The organism is Chelativorans multitrophicus, assembly GCF_011317445.1.
GTDB classification, from domain to species: Bacteria; Pseudomonadota; Alphaproteobacteria; order Rhizobiales; family Rhizobiaceae; genus Chelativorans; species Chelativorans multitrophicus.
In genome coordinates, this window is sequence record NZ_JAAAPL010000001.1 from 1,424,620 (window position 1) to 1,450,037 (window position 25,418).

General features: G+C 57.8%; 27 protein-coding genes. 6 read left to right on the forward strand and 21 right to left on the reverse strand.

The features are described from left to right. The first annotated feature begins 91 nt into the window (after window positions 1-91). The 6 genes from GNP00_RS07005 (at window position 92) to GNP00_RS07030 (ending at window position 8,239) form a co-directional block, all read left to right on the forward strand. Window positions 92-2,137, forward strand: a complete 2,046-nt coding sequence (locus GNP00_RS07005; protein ID WP_011579475.1) for a M3 family metallopeptidase — start codon at window positions 92-94, stop codon at window positions 2,135-2,137. Continuing rightward, window positions 2,134-3,420, forward strand: a complete 1,287-nt coding sequence (locus tag GNP00_RS07010; protein ID WP_011579474.1) for an NAD(P)/FAD-dependent oxidoreductase — start codon at window positions 2,134-2,136, stop codon at window positions 3,418-3,420. The genes GNP00_RS07005 and GNP00_RS07010 overlap by 4 nt, the downstream gene beginning before the upstream one ends. A gap of 199 nt (window positions 3,421-3,619) precedes the next feature. Then, window positions 3,620-4,507, forward strand: a complete 888-nt coding sequence (locus GNP00_RS07015; RefSeq protein ID WP_041544361.1) for a LysR family transcriptional regulator — start codon at window positions 3,620-3,622, stop codon at window positions 4,505-4,507. Between the two features lie 13 nt (window positions 4,508-4,520). Beyond that, window positions 4,521-4,814 carry a hypothetical protein gene (locus tag GNP00_RS07020; protein ID WP_011579472.1) on the forward strand — a complete coding sequence of 98 codons (294 nt, stop codon included), beginning with the start codon at window positions 4,521-4,523 and terminating at the stop codon, window positions 4,812-4,814. 434 nt (window positions 4,815-5,248) lie between these two features. Further along, a complete protein-coding gene (locus GNP00_RS07025) occupies window positions 5,249-6,655 on the forward strand; it encodes a hypothetical protein (protein ID WP_157037996.1) in 1,407 nt (468 codons plus the stop codon). A 378-nt stretch (window positions 6,656-7,033) separates the two neighbouring features. Next, window positions 7,034-8,239: a hypothetical protein gene (locus GNP00_RS07030; protein ID WP_157037995.1), complete on the forward strand. Its 1,206-nt coding sequence runs from the start codon at window positions 7,034-7,036 to the stop codon at window positions 8,237-8,239. A 380-nt stretch (window positions 8,240-8,619) separates the two neighbouring features. Here GNP00_RS07030 and GNP00_RS07035 read toward each other — a convergent pair whose 3' ends face one another. The 21 genes from GNP00_RS07035 to GNP00_RS07135 form a co-directional block, all read right to left on the reverse strand. Then, a complete protein-coding gene (locus GNP00_RS07035) occupies window positions 8,620-8,904 on the reverse strand; it encodes a hypothetical protein (RefSeq protein WP_041544357.1) in 285 nt (94 codons plus the stop codon). A 72-nt stretch (window positions 8,905-8,976) separates the two neighbouring features. Next, entirely contained in the window at window positions 8,977-9,396 is a 420-nt protein-coding gene (locus GNP00_RS07040) for a hypothetical protein (RefSeq protein ID WP_041544355.1), read from the reverse strand. 323 nt (window positions 9,397-9,719) lie between these two features. Further along, window positions 9,720-11,795, reverse strand: coding sequence for a flagellar biosynthesis protein FlhA (locus GNP00_RS07045; RefSeq protein ID WP_166015800.1), 2,076 nt, complete (start codon window positions 11,793-11,795; stop codon window positions 9,720-9,722). Between the two features lie 20 nt (window positions 11,796-11,815). Further along, window positions 11,816-12,361, reverse strand: coding sequence for a NolW-like protein (locus tag GNP00_RS07050; RefSeq protein ID WP_011579466.1), 546 nt, complete (start codon window positions 12,359-12,361; stop codon window positions 11,816-11,818). Between the two features lie 128 nt (window positions 12,362-12,489). Then, complete coding sequence (locus tag GNP00_RS07055) at window positions 12,490-13,923, reverse strand: pilus assembly protein N-terminal domain-containing protein (RefSeq protein ID WP_157037994.1); 1,434 nt, start codon at window positions 13,921-13,923, stop codon at window positions 12,490-12,492. An 18-nt stretch (window positions 13,924-13,941) separates the two neighbouring features. Next, on the reverse strand, window positions 13,942-14,487 hold the full coding sequence (locus GNP00_RS07060; RefSeq protein ID WP_041544352.1) for a hypothetical protein: 546 nt from the start codon (window positions 14,485-14,487) through the stop codon (window positions 13,942-13,944). Continuing rightward, on the reverse strand, window positions 14,487-14,798 hold the full coding sequence (locus GNP00_RS07065; RefSeq protein ID WP_011579463.1) for a hypothetical protein: 312 nt from the start codon (window positions 14,796-14,798) through the stop codon (window positions 14,487-14,489). The genes GNP00_RS07060 and GNP00_RS07065 overlap by 1 nt, the downstream gene beginning before the upstream one ends. A 100-nt stretch (window positions 14,799-14,898) precedes the next feature. Next, window positions 14,899-15,519, reverse strand: a complete 621-nt coding sequence (locus tag GNP00_RS07070) for a tetratricopeptide repeat protein (RefSeq protein WP_041544351.1) — start codon at window positions 15,517-15,519, stop codon at window positions 14,899-14,901. Window positions 15,520-15,959: 440 nt separating this feature from the next. Then, a complete protein-coding gene (locus GNP00_RS07075) occupies window positions 15,960-16,979 on the reverse strand; it encodes an EscU/YscU/HrcU family type III secretion system export apparatus switch protein (RefSeq protein ID WP_011579461.1) in 1,020 nt (339 codons plus the stop codon). Next, window positions 16,976-17,791: a flagellar biosynthetic protein FliR gene (locus GNP00_RS07080; RefSeq protein WP_011579460.1), complete on the reverse strand. Its 816-nt coding sequence runs from the start codon at window positions 17,789-17,791 to the stop codon at window positions 16,976-16,978. Before GNP00_RS07080 ends, GNP00_RS07075 begins: the two co-directional genes overlap by 4 nt. Before the next feature lie 2 nt (window positions 17,792-17,793). Continuing rightward, window positions 17,794-18,057: an EscS/YscS/HrcS family type III secretion system export apparatus protein gene (locus GNP00_RS07085; RefSeq protein ID WP_198139707.1), complete on the reverse strand. Its 264-nt coding sequence runs from the start codon at window positions 18,055-18,057 to the stop codon at window positions 17,794-17,796. A gap of 39 nt (window positions 18,058-18,096) precedes the next feature. Beyond that, the gene (gene sctR / locus GNP00_RS07090; protein WP_011579458.1) at window positions 18,097-18,759 is read right to left on the reverse strand and encodes a type III secretion system export apparatus subunit SctR; all 663 of its coding nucleotides are present in this window, start codon (window positions 18,757-18,759) and stop codon (window positions 18,097-18,099) included. Further along, window positions 18,746-19,810, reverse strand: coding sequence for a FliM/FliN family flagellar motor switch protein (locus tag GNP00_RS07095; RefSeq protein WP_011579457.1), 1,065 nt, complete (start codon window positions 19,808-19,810; stop codon window positions 18,746-18,748). Before GNP00_RS07095 ends, sctR begins: the two co-directional genes overlap by 14 nt. 2 nt (window positions 19,811-19,812) lie before the next feature. Further along, window positions 19,813-20,292 (reverse strand): hypothetical protein, encoded by a 480-nt coding sequence (locus GNP00_RS07100; protein WP_011579456.1) that lies wholly within the window; start codon window positions 20,290-20,292, stop codon window positions 19,813-19,815. Beyond that, a complete protein-coding gene (locus GNP00_RS07105) occupies window positions 20,285-21,574 on the reverse strand; it encodes a FliI/YscN family ATPase (protein ID WP_011579455.1) in 1,290 nt (429 codons plus the stop codon). The genes GNP00_RS07100 and GNP00_RS07105 overlap by 8 nt, the downstream gene beginning before the upstream one ends. Continuing rightward, window positions 21,574-22,200: an HrpE/YscL family type III secretion apparatus protein gene (locus GNP00_RS07110; protein WP_041544349.1), complete on the reverse strand. Its 627-nt coding sequence runs from the start codon at window positions 22,198-22,200 to the stop codon at window positions 21,574-21,576. Before GNP00_RS07110 ends, GNP00_RS07105 begins: the two co-directional genes overlap by 1 nt. Next, window positions 22,187-22,771: a hypothetical protein gene (locus tag GNP00_RS07115; protein ID WP_166015802.1), complete on the reverse strand. Its 585-nt coding sequence runs from the start codon at window positions 22,769-22,771 to the stop codon at window positions 22,187-22,189. The genes GNP00_RS07110 and GNP00_RS07115 overlap by 14 nt, the downstream gene beginning before the upstream one ends. A 29-nt stretch (window positions 22,772-22,800) precedes the next feature. Then, window positions 22,801-23,601 carry a type III secretion system inner membrane ring lipoprotein SctJ gene (gene sctJ, locus GNP00_RS07120; RefSeq protein WP_011579452.1) on the reverse strand — a complete coding sequence of 267 codons (801 nt, stop codon included), beginning with the start codon at window positions 23,599-23,601 and terminating at the stop codon, window positions 22,801-22,803. Further along, the gene (locus tag GNP00_RS07125; RefSeq protein ID WP_166015804.1) at window positions 23,601-23,984 is read right to left on the reverse strand and encodes a hypothetical protein; all 384 of its coding nucleotides are present in this window, start codon (window positions 23,982-23,984) and stop codon (window positions 23,601-23,603) included. Before GNP00_RS07125 ends, sctJ begins: the two co-directional genes overlap by 1 nt. Window positions 23,985-23,998: 14 nt before the next feature. Continuing rightward, window positions 23,999-24,454, reverse strand: coding sequence for a hypothetical protein (locus GNP00_RS07130; RefSeq protein ID WP_011579450.1), 456 nt, complete (start codon window positions 24,452-24,454; stop codon window positions 23,999-24,001). Beyond that, a complete protein-coding gene (locus GNP00_RS07135; RefSeq protein ID WP_157037991.1) occupies window positions 24,451-25,398 on the reverse strand; it encodes a hypothetical protein in 948 nt (315 codons plus the stop codon). Before GNP00_RS07135 ends, GNP00_RS07130 begins: the two co-directional genes overlap by 4 nt. Between the last annotated feature and the right edge of the window lie 20 nt (window positions 25,399-25,418).

Below are 25,418 nucleotides of genomic sequence, written 5' to 3' on the forward strand. Positions count from 1 at the left end.
GGAGAGCGCGCGCGCCCCTGAGGAGGAGTGGTTGCGCGCCGAGGCGGCCGGGCTTACATCGGAATAGAGATCTTCCTGCCCGCGAGGTTCCATGGCTTCCATCGATCTTTCCACACATCCGCTCACTGCCTGGAACGGCCCGTTGGGGCTCCCGGAATTTGATGGCATCGAGGAATCCGCTTTCGCGCCGGTTTTCGAATCTGCCTTTGCCGCGCATGAAGCGGAGATCGCGGCCATTGCGGATAGCGGCGAGGCGCCGACTGTCGAGAACACGCTTGCCGCGCTTGAGCTTTCCGGCGACCCGCTGTCGCGCGTGTCGGCCATCTTCTGGTGCCGGGCGGGTGCTCATACCAATGAGGTTATCCAGAAGCTGGAACGCGAAATCTCGCCGCGCATGGCCCGGCATTATTCGCGTCTCTTTATGAACGAGGCGCTCTTCAGGCGCATCGACACGCTCTATGGCGCGCGAACCACCCTCGGGCTGGACAAGGAGACCGCGCGCGTTCTGGAAAAGACCTGGAAGCATTTCGTGCGTGGTGGCGCCAAGCTTGATGCCGAGGGCAAGGCACGGCTAGCGAAGATCAATGAGGAACTGGCAGAGCTCGGAGCGCGGTTCGGCCAGAATGTGCTCGCCGACGAAAGCAAGTGGGCGCTCTTCCTGGAAGAGACCGATCTGGCGGGTCTGCCGTCCTCGCTTAGGAGCGCAATGGCCGAGGCGGCGCAATCGCGTGGACAGCCCGGACGCTACGCCGTCACGCTCTCCCGCTCGATTGCGGAACCCTTCCTTTCTTTCTCTTCGCGCCGCGACCTGCGCGAAGCGGTGCTGGAAGCCTTCACTCGTCGGGGCGCCAATGACGGAGAGGCAAACAATGCCGGGATCGTTCAGAAGACATTGAAGCTGCGCGCCGAGAAGGCACGCCTTCTCGGCTATGAGAACTATGCCGCCTACAAGCTCGACGACACCATGGCGAAGACGCCCGACGCCGTGATGACGCTGCTCGAGCCTGTTTGGGAAAAGGCGCGGGAAAAAGCCGCGGCCGACGAGAAGGAGCTACAGCGCCTCGCCGCCGCCGAAGGCTACAATCACCCAATCGCCGCGTGGGACTGGCGCTACTATGCCGAGAAGCTCAGGGCTGAACGCTTTACCTTCGACGAGGGCGCGCTTGAACCCTATCTGGCGCTGGAAAATGTCATCGCGGCTGCCTTCGACGTGGCTCACCGCCTGTTTGGCCTCACCTTCGAGGAACAGAAGAGCGTTCCGGCCTGGCATGAGGATGTTCGTGTCTTCACAGTCAAAAATCGGGACGGCAGCGAGCGCGGCGTGTTCCTGGCCGATTACTTCAACCGGCCATCAAAGCGCTCCGGCGCGTGGATGAGCGGGTTGCAGTCTGGTTACAAGCTAGGCCACGGCGAGAGCCCCATCATCTATAACATCATGAATTTCGCCAAGCCGCCAAAAGGCAAGCCGGCGCTTCTTTCGGTCGACGACGCGCGCACGCTCTTCCACGAGTTCGGCCATGCGCTGCACGGCCTCCTCTCCGACGTCACCTGGCCCTCGATCGCCGGCACCTCGGTTGCGCGGGATTTCGTCGAGCTTCCATCGCAGCTCTTTGAACACTGGTTCAGCACGCCCCAAGTGCTCTCGAAGCACGCGCGCCATGTCGAGACCGGCGAATCCATACCGGCGGAGCTGCTGGAGAAAATGCGCGCGGCGCGCAATTTCAACGCCGGTTTCGCCACGGTTGAATTCACGGCCTCCGCACTGGTCGACATGGCCTATCACGCACGCCCCGATGCTCCCGAAGACCCTCTCGCCTTTGAAGCCGAGGTGCTTGAGAAGCTTGCGAAGCCCGCGGCAGTTCCCATGCGGCATGCCACGCCGCATTTTCTCCATGTGTTCTCGGGCGAAGGCTATTCGGCGGGCTACTATTCCTATCTCTGGTCGGAGGTGCTGGACGCGGACGCCTTCCGCGCCTTCGAGGAAGCCGGCGATCCTTTCGATCAGGGCACTGCCGAAAAGCTGCGCCGCTACATCTATTCCGCAGGCGGTTCAGCGGATCCCGAGGAGCTTTACAAGACCTTCCGCGGGCGATTGCCGAGCCCCGATGCTATGATGGAGAAGAAGGGGCTCGCTTGACCACAATAGATCCCCTCTCGCATGGGCTGTGGGAGAAGACGGCACCACCCGCGCCGCTGACCGAACATCTTTCGGGCGAAAAACGCGCCGACGTGGCAGTGGTCGGAGCGGGCTTCACCGGACTTTCCGCCGCCCTGCATCTTGCACGAGCAGGTGTTTCGGTAGTGGTGCTCGAAGGCGCCGAGATCGGCTTCGGCGGCTCCGGCCGCAATGTCGGCCTCGTCAATGCTGGCCTATGGATCATGCCGGACGAGGTTCCTGCCATCCTGGGCAGAGACTATGGGGAGAGGCTGCTAAATGCCCTGAGCGACGGGCCGCGTGTGGTTTTTGATCTCATCCGCAATCATGACATCGATTGTGAAGCTGAACAGGCCGGAACCCTGCACTGCGCGGCGGACCGCAGAGGCCTGCGGGAGCTGGAAGACCGAGCGCGCCAATGGCAAGCTCGGGGCGCCCCGGTGCGGCTCCTGGGGAGCGATGAGACCGCAGCCCGCGTAGGAACCAGCGCCTATATGGGATCGCTGCTTGACGAGCGCGCGGGAACGATCCAGCCGCTCGCCTATGTCCGGGGTCTCGCCCGAGCGGCGATCCAGGCGGGCGCGAAGGTCTTTACCCAGTCTCCCGTGGCCGGCGCCGAGCGCGAGACCAGCGGCTGGCGGCTACGCACGCACCACGGAAGCGTGCGGGCCGACTGGATCATTGTGGCAACCAATGCCTACACGACGGCCCCCTGGCCGGAGATACGTGCCGAGCTCATTCACCTGCCCTATTTCAATTTTGCCACGCCGCCGCTTCCCGAAGGAGCCCTTCAGCGAATCCTGCCCGGACGGGAGGGAATCTGGGATACGAAGGAGATCCTGAGTTCGCTGCGCCGGGACCTGCAGGGCCGGCTGATCTTCGGCAGCGTCGGTGCATTGCGCGGGACGGGAGCGGCCGTTCATGCCGCCTGGGCAAAGCGCTCGCTGCGCAAGCTCTTCCCGTTCCTGGACGAAATCACCTTCGAAAGCGCCTGGTACGGCAAAATCGGCATGACCGTCGATGCCACGCCCCGATTCCATCGCCTGGACCGAAATGTAATAGGGTTCAGCGGCTATAATGGCCGGGGCATCGCGCCGGGCACCGTCTTTGGGCAATATCTCGCCCGCCTGATCACGGGCGGGATCGGCGAGAAGGACCTGCCGCTGCCATTGACCGACCCGCGGGAGCAGCGGTTTCGTCCATTGCGCGAGTCCTACTATGAGGCGGGCGCACAGATTGCCCATTTTGTCGGCGCGAGGCTCTAAACACCCGCCTACCCGGCCCCGGCCCACAGCGTTGAAATTGGTAAACATAATGTGTATAGCGTTTTCCTTTGGTGACCTCGGAGGCGATAACGTCATTCCGCCTTGTTTATGAGGATTTTACGGGCCGGTGTCACGAAAAGCATAGTTTTTTGTATTTTCTTTTTATGGGTTTTGTATGCGAAATATCAGCATAAGAAAAATGTGGGTTTTCACCTGCGCTGTGGACGAAGGCAGCTTTACCGACGGTGCTCGGCGCGCTCATATCTCACAGCCGGCTGCAGTCAACATTATCGATGAAATCGAGGAAACCGTGGGAGAACCGCTCTTCGAGCGTTCAGGCAAGACACGGCGCGCCATCCTCAATGCCCGGGGCAAGGAGGTCTACGACACCTTCGTCCGCACGCTTGCCGTTTACGAGCGCGCATTGGAGAGCATCTGCTCGAGCAAGCTGCAACGCCGCGTGCAGAAGATCCTCATTCAAAGCCCGTATGTCGCTTCGGTATCGGCGCTATGGCTCCGAAACCTGATTCCGCATCGGGCCGACACCCAGCTTTGCATCCATTGCGCTGGCTGGCGGGAAATCATCACGGCGATAGAGAACCGCGAAGATTGCATGGCGCTGATCGACGGCGATATCCGTCCCAAGAACAGCGAGTATTTTACAATCGGAAACGTGGAAATGGTCTTTATCGTCCCCGAGACCAATCGTCATTTCAATACAGATCTGCGGGAAATCACGTGGGAGGATGTGCCGGCGGATACCCTTATCTATTCCGACATATGTCCTTTGGCCCTGGAGCGCGCCTACGGCAACCTCAAAGCGGCCCAGAACAACGCAAATGCTTTCACCGAGGTGAATTGCAGCACACTCCTGAAGAACTTCTGCCGCAAAGCAGGAGTGCCGGCCATCGTTCCGAAGAATCTCATGGAGATTGATGACAACGATATCCGCTTTTGCTGCTGCTCGTTTGCATACTCCAAGATTTTCATACCGCTTGGTATCTCGATTTCGCATGGAAACCGCATGAGAGGGAAAATCCTCGGACGCGATATCGAAAACGTCTTCGACAACCGTTTTTACATATAAGAGGGGACCGGGAATGCACGCCTTGAGCAGCGGGCCCAACCTCATCGACGACGAGTTCGGAAAGTTTCCGCGTTATATGAGCCTTATACCCGACGTTTTTTCCTTTTCCTATGAAGAAGCGTTCAAGGCAACCAAGCGATTCAAGAACAATTCTGATCTTGCCCAAGCCTTCGAAACACTCAGAGAATTTGTACTCGCTTCGGAGCTACCGGATGAGCAAAAGGATGAGTTGGCGCAGTTGATCTCGGACGAGATGGAGGTCATCTCCTACGCGGTGGTTTCGCGCACCTGCGTCGTGTCCATCTGATCGGATAGGTTAGCTGGAACACCTCGCCGGTCTGACATGAAGAGGGCGGCATCCCCTGGGTGCCGCCTTCGGCTTTCCATTCACGGTATTCCATTTTTCCATGCCGCTATCTGCGCGCACGGCGTTACCGCTCGACGGTTGCACAATAAACCAACTTCGAGTCATCCATGGAACCAGCAAGTACGGCTATCCCCCTGCAGATCCTTTCTCATTCGCCAAGCGCACGGCTTCAATCGGTCGTACCGGGACAGATGCTACGTCGATCCAGCAGCTTGCCTCCTCGGCCCGCCGCCAGGGCCCTCCGGGCTGGACGATCAGAAAGCCAGGAGAATCTCCCTCAGATCAGGGATGCGGTTGCACGCGGCAGTCATTCCCATGCCGCTGGCCTGTCTGAGCCCATGGTCAATATGTTCCTTCGGAAGATCGGCCTCCAAATGGAACTGTGCGGAGACCGCCTTGCCATTACGCGCTATCCCGATATCGAGGCCGCGGAGGCCCAACGTGCGCCGTCGATCCGAGATCTTACGCAAATTTCCCACGCATTGATGTTGGCGGAAAACACCCCCGCGCAAATGGAAATTGCCAAGACGCTTTTGCCGGTCGTCAACGCGCTGCTGGTCGAGCATGCGCAAACGAAGGAAACCGGCGACGGCCTGAAGGACTGGGTGAAGACGCTCGCCAGAAACTATTGCTCGGTGCTCGGCGGCCGCGACCTGGCGATCGACGATGCTATTGGTGCCATCAACACCTATTTCTTCGACGTGATCGGATCGAATACAGCGCTGAACAGATCCAATATCGCGGCAGCGGCGCTGACGGCCACATTGATGCTCATGCCGACTATCGGAAAGAACCTGCCGGTCATCGTGGGAGCTGTTCGCGAGGGGCGCTATCAAGATGCCGTTCTTCCAGCTCTTTCGATCTGCGCCATTGCGGCCATGGCGGTCAATCCGACCACCGCCGCCATTGGTTTGGACCGTGCGTCTGCCATCGCGGCAGCAGCAGGTAACGCGCTGATGATGGCGAACCTGCCCGAGATCATACAAGACGGCCGCGAGTGGGCCCATCTCAAGCAGACGCGCTTTACACCAGAAACCCACCCTTTTACCTGCCTTGCACGCGATGAAGGGCTGATCGACCTCGGATTGCACACGGCTCTTGATTTCGTGCACGAAATCGGGGCGCAGGCAGGCTTCTTTGCACTCAATATCAGGAATGCGGTCCAGGGAGGAGATTCGGCCCGCAGTCCGGCCACATTTCCGCTGCTCGCTTTGCTTCTTGGCTCCTTTGCTCTGGATACAGCCAGGGGTGATCGTCCCTTTGCTGAATTCACGGCGGATTACAAGGCGCTAGCCGGCGAGCTGGCAGGTGTGAGCCATCACGACAATACGCGTCGGCAAGCCGCGCGGTTACTGCTTCAGCAGAAGATCGCCGAAACCTATGATGCGGATTACCGAGCGCTCCTACGCCCCCTCGCCAAGCGATCCGCCATGACACAAGCAACACGCCAGCTTGGCGGAAATACCTTGTCCGATGCCGATGAGAAAACCTTCCTGAAAGGTCTGATCAGCCGTTTTTGCGCAAGTGAGGATGCCAGAAACACAATTCGCGTCGCCATCGACAGGATTTACAAGTTCGATCGCTTCGATCCGGCTGAATATGCCGGCGGCGACGCAGCTGTCGGCGAAATCCTGCGCTTCGTTCAGAGCGAGAGGAACAGGGATAAAGGACTTTTGCGCGGCTCAAGAGGGCTGGCCTATTCCGACCACGTCTACTCCGGCGTGATTGCGCATGCTGTCAAAAGCGCAGCTCTCCAGGAGCTCCAGCGCAATAGAGCATGAGACGAGATCTGTTCGTCGCCTGACACCACTTATTTCAAGGAATTGACTATGTTCCCATCGGTTAATAGCGCATCGCTGAGTGTAACTTATCTTCCCGACGGCACCACGACTTTTCACATAGGCGATACTCCTCCCACTCCACACCGCGCACCGCCGCCCACCTTCAACAACAGGACCATGGATAGCGAGAATGGAGGCAGGCAAAACCCTGTGCAGCGCCCGCAGGGCAGCTCGATCGCACTTTCAACGGGGGAAACAGCTCTTCCCCGCCGTGCCACCGCAGTGTCCGTAGAGTATCGGCAGGATTCGGTCTTCATCCACATCGAAGGGGATACATCGACGGTCGCGCCCAGGGCGGCATCCTCGACGGAGATCGACATGCCGCGCGCGGATATCGCCCTCGATATTCCGGAGCGGGAGACGATCGCGTCTCATTTGAGATCACTCATACGAGCGGATTTGCCCGAGGACATCCATGAAGGGCTTTCCACCCATTTCGACAGTGTCGGCGATCGCCTGGCCGAAAAGGGCGAGAAGCTCGAAGACATCATCGCACTTTCAAAAAAAGCATTGCGGCGGGACCTTATCGCGGCGGCCGCCGGTGGTGCGATCAAAAATATCCCCAGCATGGCGGCAGGGCTGAGCGCGGACTTTGTACCCCGCTTCTTTGCCTCTGCGGGGAGGTTCAATAATCCGGTCGACGAAGCGGCGACAGTCGGGGCGCAGACTGCCGCATTCGAGCACGCAGCTGATACGATAGGGTGTTATGCGCTGTCCTTGCGCCTGGTCCCCTCCGATGCCGGCGACCGCTATTACCTGGCACCGAAAGTGGAGAAGCTGACCGGCCCCGCAGCGCAGGCGCAGGAGAAGCTGCAGCCCACTATGTGCCGGCAGGCGCTAAACCAGTTTGTGACGTCCCAGATTTCACTCGTGAGAGCCTTGGTTGTGCTTCCGGTAGCAACCGCGGTTGATGCCGCAGGTTCGCGTGCAGCTACGGCTATCGCGGAGAATACGCTCAACAATGTGCTTCGCTTGCCGGCTGGGGCAGTAAAGGACGCGTGCCGCTATGGCATCGAATACTGGGCTGGCCGCTATGGCCCGTTGTGGCTATTTGGCCGGCAGGATTGGGAGCAGGTATACGATGATTTGAAGGCATCTCCCACTCGTGAACCAGTCGCGAACGCACTTTGCAGCGTGTTGGTGCTTCCGTATGACGCCGTCCGTCATTTGGGGAGCAATGTCAAAAACTTCCTTTCGCCATCGAAATTGTTAGCCGGTGCGACCTTGGTCGGGGGATTCAGCATGTATGCGGCGGCCAGAGCGGGCGTGAAGGAAGGGGTGGAACGGCTGGGAGCCAATCGTGTGGCGGGAGATGGCATTGCGAAAGCCGTATCTCTTCCACTGAGGGGTATCGTCGTTGGAGCAGCGGAAATCATTGAAGGCCCTGCGCAAAAAGGATTCGAGAAGCTATCGGACGCGATCGACAGGCGACTGGCGTCTCTCTTGCAAACTAACAAGCCAAGCGGGACAGAGGACCGCACCGCTGCAGAAGACCGCAGTGGCAATGCATCGCAAATTGCTTAGGCGGGCAACAGTTTGCTAGCGAGCACCGCCAGTCCCTTGCTCTGGATATCGCGCGTCCACCGATCCATCGTTGGGCGCGTGATCGCATGTAGGCGGGAGAGGCGAATGCGTCGATGATTCATTCGATCGCCCCTTGCCGGTCAAGGCAGGGGACCATCTGCTGCAAGTGCCTCTTGCTGGCCTAAGCCAGCTTCGCAGGGTATGCGCAACTGACGCTGAAAAGCGGCGACGGCTTTAGCATAATCCTTGCGTTGCAGAACGAGCGACGCGTTTTCCGGGCGCGGATAGATTGGCCACTAAGGGCTAGCCACATTCGATTATGGGCGGCAAGCGATTTTGAAGAAAGAAGACTGATTGGGAAACACTGACGGGAGGATAAGTCAGCCAATATTGCGTTGCATTGACGCGATCAAGTTGAACTTGTCTGCCAGCTTGCTCAGAAGGCGCTCCGATTGTGCGTTTGCGATTGCGCGATCAGCCGAGAACGTGATTGTTCTGATCTGTTCGTCTACCAGTTCTTTTGTCAGAGTGTGGCTGTTCGAAGCTGTTGCAATCATATTTGCGCGAAACTGCGCCATCGCTTGCTGGACAAGCACTCGAATTACTTCCTGTGTCGGAGTGCTTTGCAATGCCGCCCCATCGGCAATCGTCTGAATTCCTTCCATATTTTCTCTCACTGTACTCGCAGTAAATCCGTGCCACGGGACGAACCCGCGGCACGGAAGAACGATCGGTTGTTACGCCGCCGCCGTTTGAGAAAGTTTCTGCGTCGAGCTCTTCAACCAGCTCTGCGCATCTTCCTGCGCCGTCGTAAAGATCTCCTTGGCGTTGTTGGTCAGCGCGCGGTTATGCTGCATCTGCTGGGCAGTCTGCTGCTGCGCGTGCTCCATGGCATTGTTAAACATGGCTTGGTCATGGCTAACCTGCATATGCCGAATGATCTGGTTTTCCTGGTCATCCTGCAACATCTTCATCGTCTGCTGAAGACGATTGCTGTCTGCGACACCAGAAGCCGCATTACAGCCTCCCGACCATGCACCAGACGCCTTGTTTGCCGCACCCAAAGCGCCCCTGGACATGCCCCCGACTGCATCGGCAACCGCGCCAACGATATGCCTGACCACTCCACCACCACCAAACAAAGCAACAGGACCCATAATGTTCTCCATAATCAATTGGTTTTAATGCGAATATGCTTGGCCAAAACCGAAACATGGCCAATGCACGCGAATGAATATCCTTGGCCTAGGAACACAACCGCCGCCCCTATCAGCGTCTAAAGGCGTCATCTTCGGACATTCAATTCCGCCCTAGCGAGGGACATCCGGACCGCTCTCAGACCATCGAGTAGTGATAAATCTAAACCTGAAAATGCCTCCTTATTAAACTTTCGATTTCATCAACTTTCAAGATATACTTCCGATTTAGTAAATATCCTCTTCAAATTTTCTGATATGCTGACTGGCACTGAGTGACAGGCCTACAGTTCCCCTGCGTCTTCGCCAGGTTCGGCCAACAGGAAGCCGACCGGATAAATCACCGTTTCAGGCGTGATCTCCTGATAAGCCAGTACCGGCAGGTGTATGCCGTGCTCATAAAGGATGTTATGCATCGCCAGGCGGACATCCTGCTGCATGATCAGGACCGGATCGTGACCGCGCCGGAATTCTTCCCCACAGATCTGTTTGGCCTGTTTGGCGATATAGGCTGAGATTGAAGGCTCCAGAATGAGAAAATTGCCCTCCTCGGTGTTTCGCATTCCCTCGCGCATGAGAGATTCAACAGTCGGCGAAACCACCACCACCGGCAGGAAGCCATCGGCGGCAAACCGCTTCGTAATGAAATCAGCGATTTCGATACGCACCTTCTGGGCCAGATAGCCGGGGTCCGGCCGCTTCTGCGACCATTTCAGAATACCCTCGAGAATGCGCACCCGGCTGGTGACGGGGATGCGCTCGCGCAACAGGTTCCGTATAACGCCGGCGATTTGATTGTTCGATGCCGCTTCCCGCAGATCGCCAACGAGCGCCGGATTGTTCGTTTGCACTTCATTCAGGATGGCTGTTATGTTCTGCAGGCTGGCCATAACGTCGAGCCGTTCAACTGCTACCCGCTTCAGGTGCATCAGCAGTTGCTCCATCGGGCGCCAATAGACGATGTTCTCTTCAGCTAGCCTTTGCTCCTGATCGGTGGGGACAAGCGCCCCCTCCCTGCGGCCAAAGCCGCTTAGCCACGGGATTCCGAGGGCATCGAGATAGGAAGTATGCGCCTTTACGAACAGGCTATCGGCCCTGAAGATTCCGCAATCGGCGAGCTCCTGGTTTACATATATCTGGTATGAGTGCGGCGATCCCTCGTCCACTTCAAACAGCCAATAGCCGGTCGGTATTCCATATTCCTGTGCGATGCTTATCCTGACGGCTTCGAAAGCGGAAAAGAACGCAGTGACATCCAGCTTATATATCTCCTTTGGAAGAATGAGCCTTACCGCTTCTTTCGCTCCGGTTCGCATGGCAATTTCGGCACACTGCCGTTGAAGCAGATCCAGGCGAAGGGACCAATCCGTCTGCGCGCTCAGCACGTCCCGGTGTTGCCGGCGTATCGTCCAAATTACCCCCCCCGTCATTGCTGAACCAACAGAAACGAAAATCCATGTTGGAAAGCCGGGGACCAAACCAAACAGGGCGATGATGATGCCGGCCATGACGATCGTGCGGCGGTTGGCGACGAACTGCTGAGCGATCTCCGCGCCCAGATCCATGCCGTTGGGGTTGGTTACGCGCGTAACCATATTGCCCGCGGCAACGGAGATCAGAAGCGCGGGGATTTGCGCCACCAACCCGTCGCCGACCGTCAGGAGCGCGTAGAGGCTCAAAGCCTCGCCGAAACCCACCCCCCGCTGGGCCATGCCTATGGCCACGCCTCCCACAAGGTTTATGACAGTGATGACAAGGCCGGCTATCGCATCTCCCTTGACGAATTTCATTGCTCCGTCCATGGCGCCGAAAAGCTTGGCTTCGCGCTCCAGGTTCTGTCGCGCATGCCTTGCATCGAGCTGGTCCATATTGCCGGCCCGGACATCCGCATCGATGCTCATCTGCTTGCCCGGCATGCCGTCCAGCGTGAAACGCGCGCCCACTTCGGCGACGCGATCGGCGCCTTTTGTGATGACCAGAAACTGCACCACCGTGATGATGAGGAACGTCACCAGCCCGACGGCCAGATTGCCCCCCATCGCCACCTGGCCGAAGGTCTCAACAATGCGGCTAGCATCCCCCTCAAGCAGAATAAGCCTTGTGGTGGAGATGGAAATCGAAAGCCGAAACAGCGTCGTCACCAGAAGCAGCGCCGGAAAGGTGGAGAACTGAACCGGATTGTGCATCTGCAGCGACATCAAGAGAATGATGATGGACGCACTGACATTCAGCGTGATCATCAGGTCCATCGCTGCGGGCGGCAACGGCAGAATGACCATCAATAGGACGAGCGCGAATACGAGGACGAGAAAGACGTCCTTCTGCCGCGCTATTGCGGCCAAGGGCTTTATGAGATTCATTCGTTTCCTAATGGGGTCTGTCAGGGTATTTTCGACAACCCCGGGCTGAACTGGCCTTCGGCGGGCATATCGGCCTTGGAATGCAGAACCGGCGTCTCAACCGAGCCCCGCAAAACGGCAATGTGAGTCCGGTCCGCGCTCTCCAGAGCCTCTACCGTCTTCTTCACATCCGAGACATAGGCTGGAGGCCCGGAAACGATGAGGATCTTGCCCTTTAAATCGAATCCGTGCTTGAACTTCGGCTGATAAAGACCAATTCGTGAAAGCGCTGAGATGATACGAGCGCCATTGTTTTTCTGCAACGAAAAGACCTCTGTCTGAACGCTGCTCGATGGTGCGACGTGCAGTATGGTGCCATCGAAATACCATACGAAACGATATTCGGCCGCCAGATGATCGAGATAGGCCTGAGGGGACAGACCCGGCGGCGTATTCGCGCCCGTCCGCCCCTTGATCCCCGGCGCTATATCGGCCGCTATGCCAAGATTGAGCGCGAAAAACCGGATCGCCTCGCCAACCTCCTGGTCCATGCAGACATAGTCATAAACCGTATCGGCATTGGGCAAACCAGGCGGGCCTCCGAGCGCTGCCTGCGCAGGCAGCAAGGACGCTTGGGCCAGGCCTAAAAGCAAAAAAGCAAGCAATGACAAAAGGTACTTCATTTTTCTAAGCCGCCCGAATTGCGGCACAACTTTTAGTAAAGGAAGCCCGCGGGGCCATAGATGCGAGCCGAGGAAAAGGGTTTACTCTTGTTGGACAGTATAAATTCGATATTGCTTCGCTGGAGACCGGTTATATCGGCAGCACTGGGCTTGTCCGATGCACCGAAATAGGGCGTGACCACCACTGCAATGTCCCGGTTGTGAGCGCTGACGCTTCCATGCCCCGCTAAGGAACGCAGAACCTCGCCCACGACGCCCCAGTTGCGGCGCGGCTGGTCGTGTGCGCCGGTGGTGTCCATCCGCGACAGTCCAGCCAGGATAAAACTTTCTCCGCTGTGCAGGTCCACATTCGTATTCAGCTTCCGCGCAGCAACGTAGGGGACGGGGCCGCTGGAGAACTGAACGGTTTGCCGTGGCTCGGAAATTTCCGCCTCGATGGCCAGACTGACCTTACCGCCGGGCAGCAGTTGAGGTGTGAAACCAATATTGAAACCCACAAACTTGTAGTCGACGCCAAATGAGGCTGCACCGTTGTTAACGGAATGCGTGGGAATCGCGATCTCTTCACCGGCCATGAACGACGCTTTTTTTCTGCCGATAGTCGTCAATGTCGTGTCCGAAAGAATGGTCGCCACGCCGTTGTCCAGCAGCAACTTCATGAATTTATTTACATCATGTCCGCGTCCACGGATGTCGCCGGTCCTGTAGTGATTGCTGGGAGACAATGCCGACCAGTTCACGCCATAGGTCTCCAGCCGATCACGGGAGACCTCCATGAATTTTATGTCGAGCCTTATGATTGGGCTTTCGGCCACCGCAATCTCGTTGATCAGCACGCTCTCGGGAATGCTCTTCTCCAGGCTCTCTATCGCTGCATCGTATGTCTGTTGGTCTGGGACGGTGCCCGTGGCGTAAACGCTGCCTCTGGCGGAACGGATCGTAATCCGCGCCGCGGGAAAGCGTTGCGAGAGCATGCGCTGCATCTCATCGAGATTGTAGATCACAACCATGTCGTACTGAAACAATGTTCTTCCGCCAAGATCGACGCCCGTTACCGTGGTCTCGCCTGCGCTCTTGCCGTAGATGAAATGGGCTTCGCCGGGGGATTCTTTGATATCAGCGATCGTCGGATCCGCGACGAACAGACTTTCCGCGTTTTCAGTCCCGCTCAATTGCAGGCCTTTTCCGATCTCGATGATAAGCCGTTGGCCATATGCCGGGCTTGCTTGCGCCCAGGTGCAAAGCAACAACGCCAGCAATGAAAGCAGTCTTGTAAAAAAGACGAGCGCCCCCGACCGGAAAGTGTACAAAAATGCGCGCGCGCTACAGTGCCGTGCGTCTATCAGAACGCACGGAGGATGCTGCAGATCATTGAGTCTAGACATCATGGCTTCCGATAACCGAAGCCGGTGCTCGGATTTATGCGCTAAGGTCGAGCAGTTCATCTGCGACATCAAATCGGTCAACTTCTCATTTCCAGCCTACTAGGCGCCCGTACCTAGCCTAAAATGGTTCGGGCGCTTCCAGTTCTGTTGCGACAATATCTGCATCAGCCGCATAAAAGGCCGCAGGGCCACATGAGTGGCGATTTCGGAGACCTCCATTTTACTGGAGAACAGTACGAGCCGGTCATGCAGTTGCCTGGCCGCGGGCGCCTGCGACACCGGCTCTCCATCGGCTACTGGATATGCTCCCTCGCGGCCATGCAACCGCTCCAGAAACTGCGCTGAGTTTCTGTCATGATCGACCGGCGCGACTTTTTGCGAAGCCTTACGCGGCGTTTCCAAGGCTGCGGCCAAGTGCGATTGTTCCCTCACCTCTCCGGTTCGCCGCGGACCGGCCGTAACGGCCATCGCCTCGGCTGAATCGCCGTCATAAGCCTCCCCCAGCATGGCCGCATAGCTGCTGGAGGGCTCGTCGATGGACCAGGAAACCTTCTCCTGCGGCTTTACCGCCGCAGGGCGCACTTCGGAAACACGTGTAAACCGCCCACCGGCTTCCGTGTCGAGCTTATTGACTTGTGTACTCATCAACTATCCATCTTTCCCAGATAGGCCCTGATTGCACTTTGCCCTTCCGCTCCGGAATGGCCGCTCAGCATGGCAAGACGCGCTCTCACATAGGCAAAATTGCGGGTATCGCGGCGTGCTTCACCGGCCACGGCAGCTGCGTCCTCCAACTCGCCGGCAAGAAACAATGCATAGGCCAGAACCTCACGGAAACGCTGATCTTCCGGAAAAAGCGCCAGCCCGGCACGGCCATAGATGACCGCCTTGGCAATGAACTGGGCCTTTAAGCTAAAAGCAGCCAGCATCAAAAGAATGTCTGCTGTTACGTTCATAAACAATCTGCTCGATAAATATTGGCAGCGAACTCACAGGAACGGGAAATCGGTCGTTATCTGAAAATCAAAAAAACAGATGAGAACGCATTCGAATGGCTCAGTGCACCGGCGGCAGCTTGGATATCTGCGCGAAATTTGCCTTTGCCTGGCTTTCCGTCAGGTCGAGAAGTGCTGTGTCCATCGCTCTATGGCGATCGCCCGCCAGATACTGAACCAAAGCCAAGTTCTGGCGGATGGTGGTGTTGTCCTGGTTCGAGCGGAATAATTCCGCCATTGGCGAATAAGCTTCCCAAGCCCGCCCAGAAAGAGCCAGCGACAGCGCACAGTTGTTGAGGGCCTTCTCGTCAGAAGGAGCGTAAGCCAGGGCAGCCCTATAAAACTGTTGCGCCAGATCATGGTGGCCCTCCAGATCGTGAGCTATGCCCATTGCGTTCAGCGCCTCCAAACTGTTGGGCGACACGCGAAGGATTTCCTGCAGAAAGACCTTTGCTCCTTGCGGATTGTTCCGCGCCAATTCAACTCGGGCGAGCCCCAGCAGACTCTCCATTCGCGCCCCAAGATCGGCCGCTTTGCGGTAATGGATTGCCGCCTTTAAATATGCCTTCTGACGGAAATAGGCATCCGCCAGGCCCAAAGCGGCGACGCTCGAATGAGGGTTGTCCGCGGCGATTGCATCCAATAGGGCATAGGCCTTCTCAAAGTCGCCGTAGCCCAGCATAGTCTCGCCGACCGAGATTTGCGAAAGAACACTTGTCCCGTTCGTGTTGGGGCCTGAGCAGCCTGTCAAAAATAGGAAACCAGCAAACATCATGCATCTGAAGAGCAGGCGCTCAATAGATCTCGCCGCTATCATTCCAATCCCCTGTTGTACGGCGCGAGAAGCGATGCACCCAAACGAAACATGGCTCCAGTGCCAGGACGGACGCAACATGCTCCCACGCGCAGGCCGGCCCAAATCCAACTGCCTGAACAGCCGGTTAGACTCGCTTACGATCAGCCACAACACTACGCTAGCAACGACATCGACGAGCTGCTAACTGAATGTTTGGAGAGCGAATATCTCAGTTCCGTCACAAGTGCGCGCGCATGTGAACCGCGTTCTGGTTTACTCGAAGGATATCCACACAAAATCTGACTGCTGATCGCACGCACCGGCTGTTAACCGCCCGCAGTCCTGCCCAATATCTTCTCCATGCTGCGTATGGACCTGGCCGGCAGATACTGCCCAGGTGCCGACATCCGGTAGAATTCCAACGCCGCCCCCGGAACATTAAACGTCGGAATGTTCATGGCGAGAAACTTCCTGCACAATCCCGGCACGCTCGCCCCCATTGCCTTGAAAACGAGATAGGGAGGGTATCCGGCCCCCGGATAAAATATAACCGCCGCAAGCACCTGGTCACTGTGCACCACGTGAGTGGATTCGGAAAGCAGGGGGGCCGCAGCATCATTCAAGGCGATCGATTTACGTCCGGCCTTTATTTCCCGATCACCCTCCTGGTCCTTGTACTCCCTCTTCACTTCCTCCTTCGTCATCTTGTTCTGAGAGATAAACATTCGGTCTTGTATTTTATAATCAATCAGCGCCAGCACGATCAGAACCCCTAATACTGCAGCGACGAGCATTCCGATTCGTGACGTGAACAGATCATAGAGGCACGCTTCTCCGCAGTGACTAGCCTGCAGAGAGTTATCCATGTTGGCTACGTATAGATATATAAAGATCGCAGATACGGCCGTGAACAGCACAATCATCCGCATGAAGCTGTATAGGGTCGCCTTCGAAAAAATGCTCTTGATCTGGCCGACGGGATTGAAGCGTTCGAATTTTGGAGCCAATGCCTTCGGTGCAAACATAAATTTATTGAGCACGCAACTTAGCAGCAATGTGAACAAGGCGCTTGCACCGCAAATTGCCAGCATCCAGTGAACCACCGGCATAGCCGCGACGAGGCTCGTTGCCGTTGCTGCTTCTAAATCGTGGCTGATGCTGGAGAAGACTGCTGCGGAGAGGTTTAGCAATGCTTCCGAGAGTGGGCGGAAGAGCCAGATCAAGAGCACGACAACGAATGTCAGCAGGGCAGCTTCGATAATATTTTTTCGTTGGGGGACCTGCCCTTCCCTGCGCCGCTCCTCGAGCCTGCGCGGCGTCGGGGCTTCCGTCTTTTCGCCGCTCATAATCCGAGAACCTGCTGCATCAGTACCAAAGAACCGGCCACTGTCTCCCAGAGCTTGGGATAAAGGAGGGCAATGTAGAAAATCAGCATGACCAGAAGGACCGCTGATTTAACGGGCATGCCCAGTGTCAGAGCGTTGAGGCTGGGTGCCGAGCGGGCCAGAAAAGCGATGCAGATGTCGCTCAGCAACATAAAGCCGGAGATCGGCAGCACCAGCACCAATGCGGTGAAGTAAACCATGCCGGCAAAGCGGACGAAGAGGAGAAGCGTCTCCCGCGTGAAGGCGGGAAGCAGATCCATCGGCGGCCATATCGCGATGCTCTGATAAAATATCGTCATGACCATCAGGAAGCCACCCGCGGCGAAAAAGAAGCCTGCGAAAAGCTGTGAGAGGAAGATCGCCGTCGGTGTCGTTTGAGCGGAGAAGACCACATCGTAATCCTCCGCCTGCGTGCTTCCGCGCTGCGTGTCGAGGATTACGCCCGCCAGTTCCAAGCCGCGGATCGGCAACCAGACGAGCGTGCCTAGAAAGAGCCCCAACGCCAGTTCCTTCACGATCAGAACCGGATAAGAGGGGAGCGCCCCGCCTTGCCTGGCGATTTCCGTGCCAACCTCGGCAGCCAGGCTGGATACGATCGGAAAGCTCATCGCCGCCATCGTGCCGAAGCGGACGATGCGCGGCATGCTCTTACGGGAAAAGAAAGGCGAGATGGCAAAAAAACCGCTGAGCCTCGTCATCGACAGCAAGAATGCAAGGAGGAGATCCAGCAATTCGCGGTTATCAGGAGCAATGAATGAGAGCGCCTCCTTCACTGTCAGATCCTCAAGATCTCGTTCATCACCTGCTCGAAAAGACTCAGCAAATGGGATGACATTCCTCCGATGGAAAAGGACAGGATCAGCACCACGGCAGTCAGTTTCGCCGCGAAGGCAACCGTTTGCTCCTGGAGCTGGATCAGCGTCTGGACAATCGCCACCATCAGTCCAACCACCGTGGCGGCGATGATCAGCGGCATGGACAGATAAAAGACCAGGACAATGGCGTTGCGCGCCATCATCATCACGTCATCTGGCGACAATGTGCATCCTCCTGTGGTTCTCCCAGATGAGAGGACGCATCATCGCGCGTAGCTCAATACGAGATTGTGGAGCAGAAGAGCCCAGCCGTCGGCGGCGACAAACAACAGTATCTTGATGGGCAGAGACACCAGCATGGGCGGCACCATCATCGCCCCCATGGCCAGCAAGATATTGGAAACCACCATATCGACCACAACAAAGGGCAGGAAAATGAGAAAGGCGATCTGAAAAGCCCTTGTAAGTTCCGATGTCACATGTGCGGGTAAAAGGATGAAAACGTTGTCGGTTGTAATTTGCCCATGCAGTGTTTCAGGCCACATCTTCCTGGCCGCATCCATGAAAAACTGGAGTTCACGCGGAGAGGAAAACTGCTTTAGGTAACCGGTAAACGCCTCAGAAACGACAGAATACAGCTGGGAGACATTTTCCCAGCCAGTAAAGCCCAATTGCTGCTGCTGCACCTGGGTGATGATGGCATTCCCGACCGGGACCATCACGAACACCGTCAGCGTCAAGGCGATGGAGTTGATCACCAGCCCCGAAGGGGCCTGTTGCACGCCGATTGCATTGCGCAACAGCATCAACACGATGGATATCTTTGTGAACGCCGTGCCCATTACCACGATAAACGGAATGAAGCTCAGCGCCATTACAGCGATGATGGTCGGCAGAATAGCCGGGAAGTTCTCAACCGCCGTCATTGTGCTTCGTGCCTGCCCAATGACTAAGCTGCACGCCCATATGATCGCCGATCTGCACGAGATAGCCCCGGCCGGCTGGTGCGCCATTGGCAAGAATGGTCACTGGTCGAGTAAGGTCGACGTTCAAGCGAAGCGTCGCTCCCGGACCTAATGCCCGCAATTCCTCAAGCGTAATCCGTTGGGTCGAAAACAGGAAATCCAAGCGCACGGGCAGATCCTCAATCGGATCTGCCAATGGTGGTTCGTCGTAAATCGCGCCGGCGCCAAATTCGGACCAGTCACTATCAATTTCGTTCATTATAATGCTTTCCGCACTTTCAAAAATCTCTGCTGCGCCTGTTGAAATATCCAGTTTTGCAGTGAACCGGGCGATATCAGGCACCTCTATCGCCACAGGCAGCCGTCCCCCTTCGATTGCACCTGCAAGCAGCGCATCGCCCGCTTTGAGCGTGCTATAGACGGCCGATGTTACTGTACGGCCGGGAAGGTGGAGCCGGCAGCAAAAACCCGGATCGAAATCGCCGATCGGGCCATGGGAGCAGAGCCGCAAGATCTCCGTCACCCTGCCATCTTCGAATCCGGAGAATGCGAGCGACATGTGGAATTGATGGGACCCTACCGCCACGACGGCGTGAAGCGTTTCGAGCAACGGCCCAGCCACGCGGGGGCTTGCCGCGCCTAGCCGCGTATCGACCTTAACCACCCTTTCAAAAGCCATGGCCGGCAAAAAGGCTTCCAGCACGATCACCGCGCGCCATTCCGTGGGCAAGCTATCGTCTGCTTCATCGCGCCAGCCCGGAAGAAGAAAATCGCTCAGGAAATCGACCAGCGCAGGCTCGGGACGAAGCCGTATGGTGCCGAAATCCGCCGTGACTTCCAGTTCGACGCGCGTTCCCTCATCCATGGGCGGGTGCGTGAAATAGACGTTCAGCGCAGGCGCTCTCCCGTGGGCCTCCCCGCGTGGCGGCACGATCCATCTCGACCCCACCAAGCGGTTAAGAAGCGCCGCAATTTCCGGCGAGATGGCGGGCAGAGCGGGAAATTCGAGCATCTTCAGGCCCTAGCTCTCGCTGACAGTTGATCGCAGAATTCTTCGAGGGCCGCTTCCTCGTGCAAGTTCGCTTCGTTTATCTTCCTCAGGCGCAGATGATCGTGCAGATGTCTGCCTTTGTTGAGCTTGAGGGCGCTTGCGAGGCGATTGCGGCCTGCGATGCGGGCACGTTCTTTTGCCTTGGCAAGCTGGTCCTGGCATTCGGCACGCCGATCGGCGAGCTCCCGGGCCTTCTCCTTCGTCCTTTTCAGTGTCTCCTCGACGGCCAAAAGGTCGTTTACGGAAACCTTTCTGTTGAGAAGCGTGGTCAGAAGATCGATCTCGAGTGTCCGTGTCTCCTCGAGATAGTTTTCTATCGCCTTCTCGGCCGCGTCCAAAGACGACAGCGCCTCCGAAGCGGCGGCCTGTTCCGCGTTTTCTGCTTTGAGCATGCGGTCAAGCCGGAGCTGGCGGAGCGCGACGATCCGCGAAAAATCAAGCATGGCCAACTGCCCGCTTCAGAGCAATAACGGTTTCCTCGAAGCTTGAAAACTCGTTTACGCCCTGGCGCAGAAACGCATCCAGCGCCGTCCTGCGGGCCAGGGCCTCATCGGCCAGTGCATCGGCACCCTTCGAATACTCGCCGATCTTTAGCAGCAGCTCTATTTCCTGGAGTTTCGACATGAGCCCGCGCGCCTTGTGAACGGCTTCCAGATGGTCCGGAGAAACGATGCGGCTCAGGATACGGCTGGTGCTGGTAATGACATCGACCGGAGGATAGTGACCCGCTTCTGCCAATTTCCGCGAAAGGACGATATGGCCGTCGAGAAGCGAGCGCACCTCATCGGCAACGGGCTCGTTCATATCGTCGCCTTCCACCAAAACCGTGTAGAAAGCGGTGATCGAGCCATCGCCGCTGAGGCCCGCGCGCTCAACAAGACCCGGAAGCAGCTCGAAGACGGACGGAGGAAAGCCGCGCCGGGTCGGAGGCTCCCCTGCCGCCAGGCCTATCTGCCGTTGCGCGCGGGCAAAACGGGTTAAGCTGTCCATGATCAGCAGCACCCGCTCGCCTCTGTCGCGGTGGAATTCAGCGAGTGCCGTGGCCGTGTAGGCCGCCTTCACCTGCTCGATCGCAGGGCGATCCGATGTGGCCACCACGACAATGGATTTGGCAAGACCTGTCGGCCCCAGCTGATGTTCGAGGAATTCGCGCACTTCGCGACCACGCTCGCCAATCAGCGCAATTACGCAGCGGTCGTATTCGGCGAAACGCACCATTAGGGAAACCAGCGTCGATTTTCCCCCGCCGGCGGCGGCAAAAATGCCCATGCGCTGCCCCTCGCCACATGTCAGGGCACCATCCAAAACCCTCACTCCAAGAATGAAGGGGCGGTCGATAGTCGGTCGCAGCATCGGATTGGGAGCCGTCCGATGGCCGGGATAGAACGCGCATGATGTCACGCTCGGGCCGGCATCTATCGGCTTGCCCATCGCATCGATCACCCGTCCCGTCAGTTCCTCGCCAACCGGCACTTCAAATGTACTCATCAGCGGCTCAATCGTGGAGTTGTGCGATATGCCGGCCGTGCCTCCGTATGGAGTCAGGATGGCTTCCCCCTGATCGAAGCCGACCACCTCAGCCAGGATTGGATCGCCATTGCTGCGCGAAACCGCGCAGATTTCCCCCACGCAGAAATTGCCCGCCGCCCGCACCACAGGCCCCACGGCCTTACTGACCCGCCCGCGGCGCCTGAACGGCCGCTTCAATTCGGGTTCCCGCGTCATCAGTTTTCACCGCCGGTTCTAACGACGGCCCCCGCGATATGAAGCGCCGCGATCATCTCCTCCACCACGACGGTGAGGCTTAAATCGATAACGTCAGGACCGGCATAAACGAGGCAATCATGCTCGCACATGCGGGGGTTGGGCTCGGGCCTGATCGGCACGACATGCTCGCCGCGTCTTCTTACGGCAGCAATGGCTGTCGTGATCGCATCCAGATGATCCGGATGCACCATGATGACGATTTCCGGACGACCTTGAAGTTCACCCAAGACTTCATGCAGCACGTGCGACAGCCACTCCTCCTTCGGCATGCGTCCAACTATCTGCTGCAGGCAATGACGGAGACGAGATTCCTGATCGGCTTGAAGCCGACCACGCTCTTCGTCCAGTCGCCGGATCGCTTCGGAAAAGCTGAAAAGCGCCTCGGCATAGCCGGCTTCACGCGCTTTCCTGCGAATGTGCCCACTGCCCTGGCGGGCGCGGCGCAAATATTGGGCGGCCTTGCGTCTGGCCGCAATTTCGATCTCCTCGGTCTTCCTCAGACGGGCGAGATCTTCCGCCTTGAGAACGCCGTCAGGCGGAAGGGCGCCTGCATCGAAAAATGCCAATTTTTCAACCTTTGGCATCGCAGTACTCCAAGGCCAGGGCGAGGTAGCGCAGGAAGAATGCCTCATCCGGATCGTCCGGAGCGAACGCGACCGGCTCGCAAAGGTCGCTTTGCCTCAGTCGCAATTCCAAACGCCGCCGATGGGCGTGCGGCAAAACACCAAATAAAAGCCCCCTCACCTTCTGCTCATAGAGCGCCAGCAATTCGCATGAGGCCGTATCGAGAACCTGAAGACTGGCGAAGATGGGAAAGCGCGTCTTATCCAAACTCAAAAGCAATGCCTGGTCACCGCACCAGGAAGCGATCTCCCTAAGCACCGCGCCGCTGGTGGTGGTTAGAATGGATTTGTGATTCATTGTTATCGTCATGACCCGGCACAATTCCGATAATTGCTCCGGGCTTTTCACCGTCAGCTCGGCAAAGAGTAGCACTCTTGCTTGCGGCAGCTCTTCAGGAAGTGGGGGCAAGGCGGAGAGGATCCGGCGGCTAACAGCGGTCCTCAGAAAACGGCAGGATGCCAGGCTGGCAGCTATACCGGCATTTTGCAGGCCAAGCGCCGCGGGCAGCTTATCCGGCAGTATGTACTCCAATGGCGCCGCATCGAAGGGGCAAGCAGGCTTCATCCGACGCGCTCCTTCCGGCGCGAGCGCAAGTAGGTTCCAACGCTTAGTGCTGCCGCCGCGCCAAGAACCAGGCTGAAAACCGCTATTCCGCCGGCCAAAAGGACGGCACGCTCCTCACCGCCCTTGCGGATGGCCACCCCGCCCAGGGATACAAATTCGATGGTGGGCGGGGGAGGTGGATCTACAGGCAACACGACCACGCCAACCTTTTCGTACTGAACGTTTTCGATGCTGTGGGCGACAAGCTGCCTTATCCGCGGAACGAGCTCAGCGGTCACGGCACTCCTGTTTACGATTGCAAGGACGGAGGCGCTGGGCGGCGGCACTTCATCGAAAGGTGTGGTTTTGCGCGGGTTGGCTATTTGCACTTCCGCCAAAACCACGCCGGGGATGGAAGACACCATCTTCGACAATTCCTGCGATAGCGCGAAGTTCAGGCGTGCCCACTCCTTTACCGGGCTTGTCACAAGCCCGTCGCCGGTAAACACTTTGCCGATCGTCTCGAATTGAGGTCGCGGCAGGCCGAAACTTTTAAGAAGGTCCACGGCCTGGCCAAACTGCGCCTCGTCCACAAGCAGCGTGATGTAATTATCCTTGTCCGCCTGCTTTGTGGCATCGATATCGTACTCCAGAAGCTTTCCGAGCATGTCGTTGGCTTCCTGCTCGCTCAACCCGGAATAGAGGGGCACCTTGCAGGCGGATAAAAAGGCGCAGAGCGCAAAAGCGAGGAGCACCGCGCCAAGCCGGCTCAGGCGGGGACGAGAGCAATCCAGCGGAGGAAAGGCTAGGGAGTGCATCACTGACTCGACAGCAGCTGCTGCACGCCGCTTATCACTTTGCCGATCGCCTTTATGGACAATTCGAGCCGGATTTTGTCGGCGTTGTACGCCACCTTGTTGCTGATGTATTCGCGATTGTCATTGTGGATCTGGATGATCTTATTCTTGGCGGCTTCCAGTACTCTTCTCATTTCAGGCGTCTGATATTGCGGCTGCTCTGCCCAGCGGCGGAACTGTTCCTGAAGAGGCTTGGGCAGGCTCATCAGCGGGCCGGAAAGCTCCAACGCATTTTCGATATCGCCGACAATCGTGCTTTCCTGCTGATGCAGGCACTCGACCAAACGGTCTTGCAAGCCGCTGATGCCGGTCGGACAAGGTTCGGCTGGCGGCGGTGCGCTCAATGTAAAGGACGTACTCACTGGAGGTCTCCCTTGCCGCTCGACAGCTGCCGAGGTTCACCGAACCCCAATGCGGCGGCACATTCGTCAACGACGATCTGCACGGTTTCCAGGGCCGCTTCTGTTCGAAGCAGGCCCTCCTGAAGATACGAAGTGCCCAGCACATAAGCGCGCTCGAGCTGACCATCCTGCTGCAGGAGATAAAGATGGAAGGCGAGCGCCTCATCACGGTTTACTGCGGCTTGAAGAGCACCCGCTTCCTCAAGGAGTTTGATGCCGGCCGCTACGTTCCCGGTGGTAAAGAGATACATGGCTTCGATCAGGAAGCCTGCGGCGTTTTCGGGGCGAACGTCCTGGACCAGCCTCCAGAGAGATCTCGCGTGCCTGCCGAGGCCGAGGCGCGTCGCCAATGAGGCGAGGTTGCCAAGAATAAAGATGTCATCGCTCGAAAACTCCGCTTCCGGTGTTCTCATTTCACAACAACCTTTTGCCGCTGCCCGTCGATCTCTACGAGAAGGTGTTGCCCGGTGACCTCGACCAGCCTGCTGTTCTGCCCCAACTGCTCACCGGGGCGAACAACGGTCCCGTCGTCGGTCACCACATAGGGGTAGGCACCGGGCCACAGCGCCACGACGCGCTTAGCCATGGTATCGAGATCGGCTGGCGAGGCGGGCTGAAAACGCACTTCGGCGATGCCCGGCACGTCCGCCTTCAGGATTCCGGCAAGCCTCTTGCGCAGCTCCCGGTCGCAGATTGCCGATAGCGTGATAACGCCATCCTTGTTGCCGAGTACACGTGCCTCGACGCCCAGACTTGCAATTATCAGCTTGGCGGCCTCAGCGATTTCGCTGTCGACGAAGATGTCGACCGCGAGCGGCGTTCGGGTGTCCGTCAGCTTGGCTTGCACACGCTCGCGAACCGCCGCATCGCTCGCCCGGAGCGTGGCGCTACAGTTTCCGCCGCTGCAGCCCAGCCGCTCTATCCTGGCCCCCGGAAATTGCAGTATCCTGGCGAGCGCCGCATCATCCGGACATGCCTGCCCCGCGACCGGCGCAGGATCCGTTCGGCCCGCTTGTTCTTGATCAGCGCGGGCCATGGTGGAGCCTTCAAGCTCACGCGTAAACAGCGAATTCCCGATTCCTGCTAAAACAGCAAGGGCCGCTGCGGCCAGGGCGATTTTGCGTGAAACGCGCCTTTTGACCGGCTTGCCTGCAGACTCCCCCCGGTCAGGTTCCTCCGCCTTCACGCCATCGAGTTCAAGGAAGATATCCGCGATGACCAGTCGATCGCCCGGACGCCAGGGCGTCCATTCCTCCTGACTTAGCGGTAAATTGCGTTGTGCTGCGTGGTTGAAAAACGTGGCCGCCGATCCGGGTTTCAATAGAACCGAAGCGCTGCCCTCCCCCACCTTGAGCATCAGATGCTCCGGGGCGATCT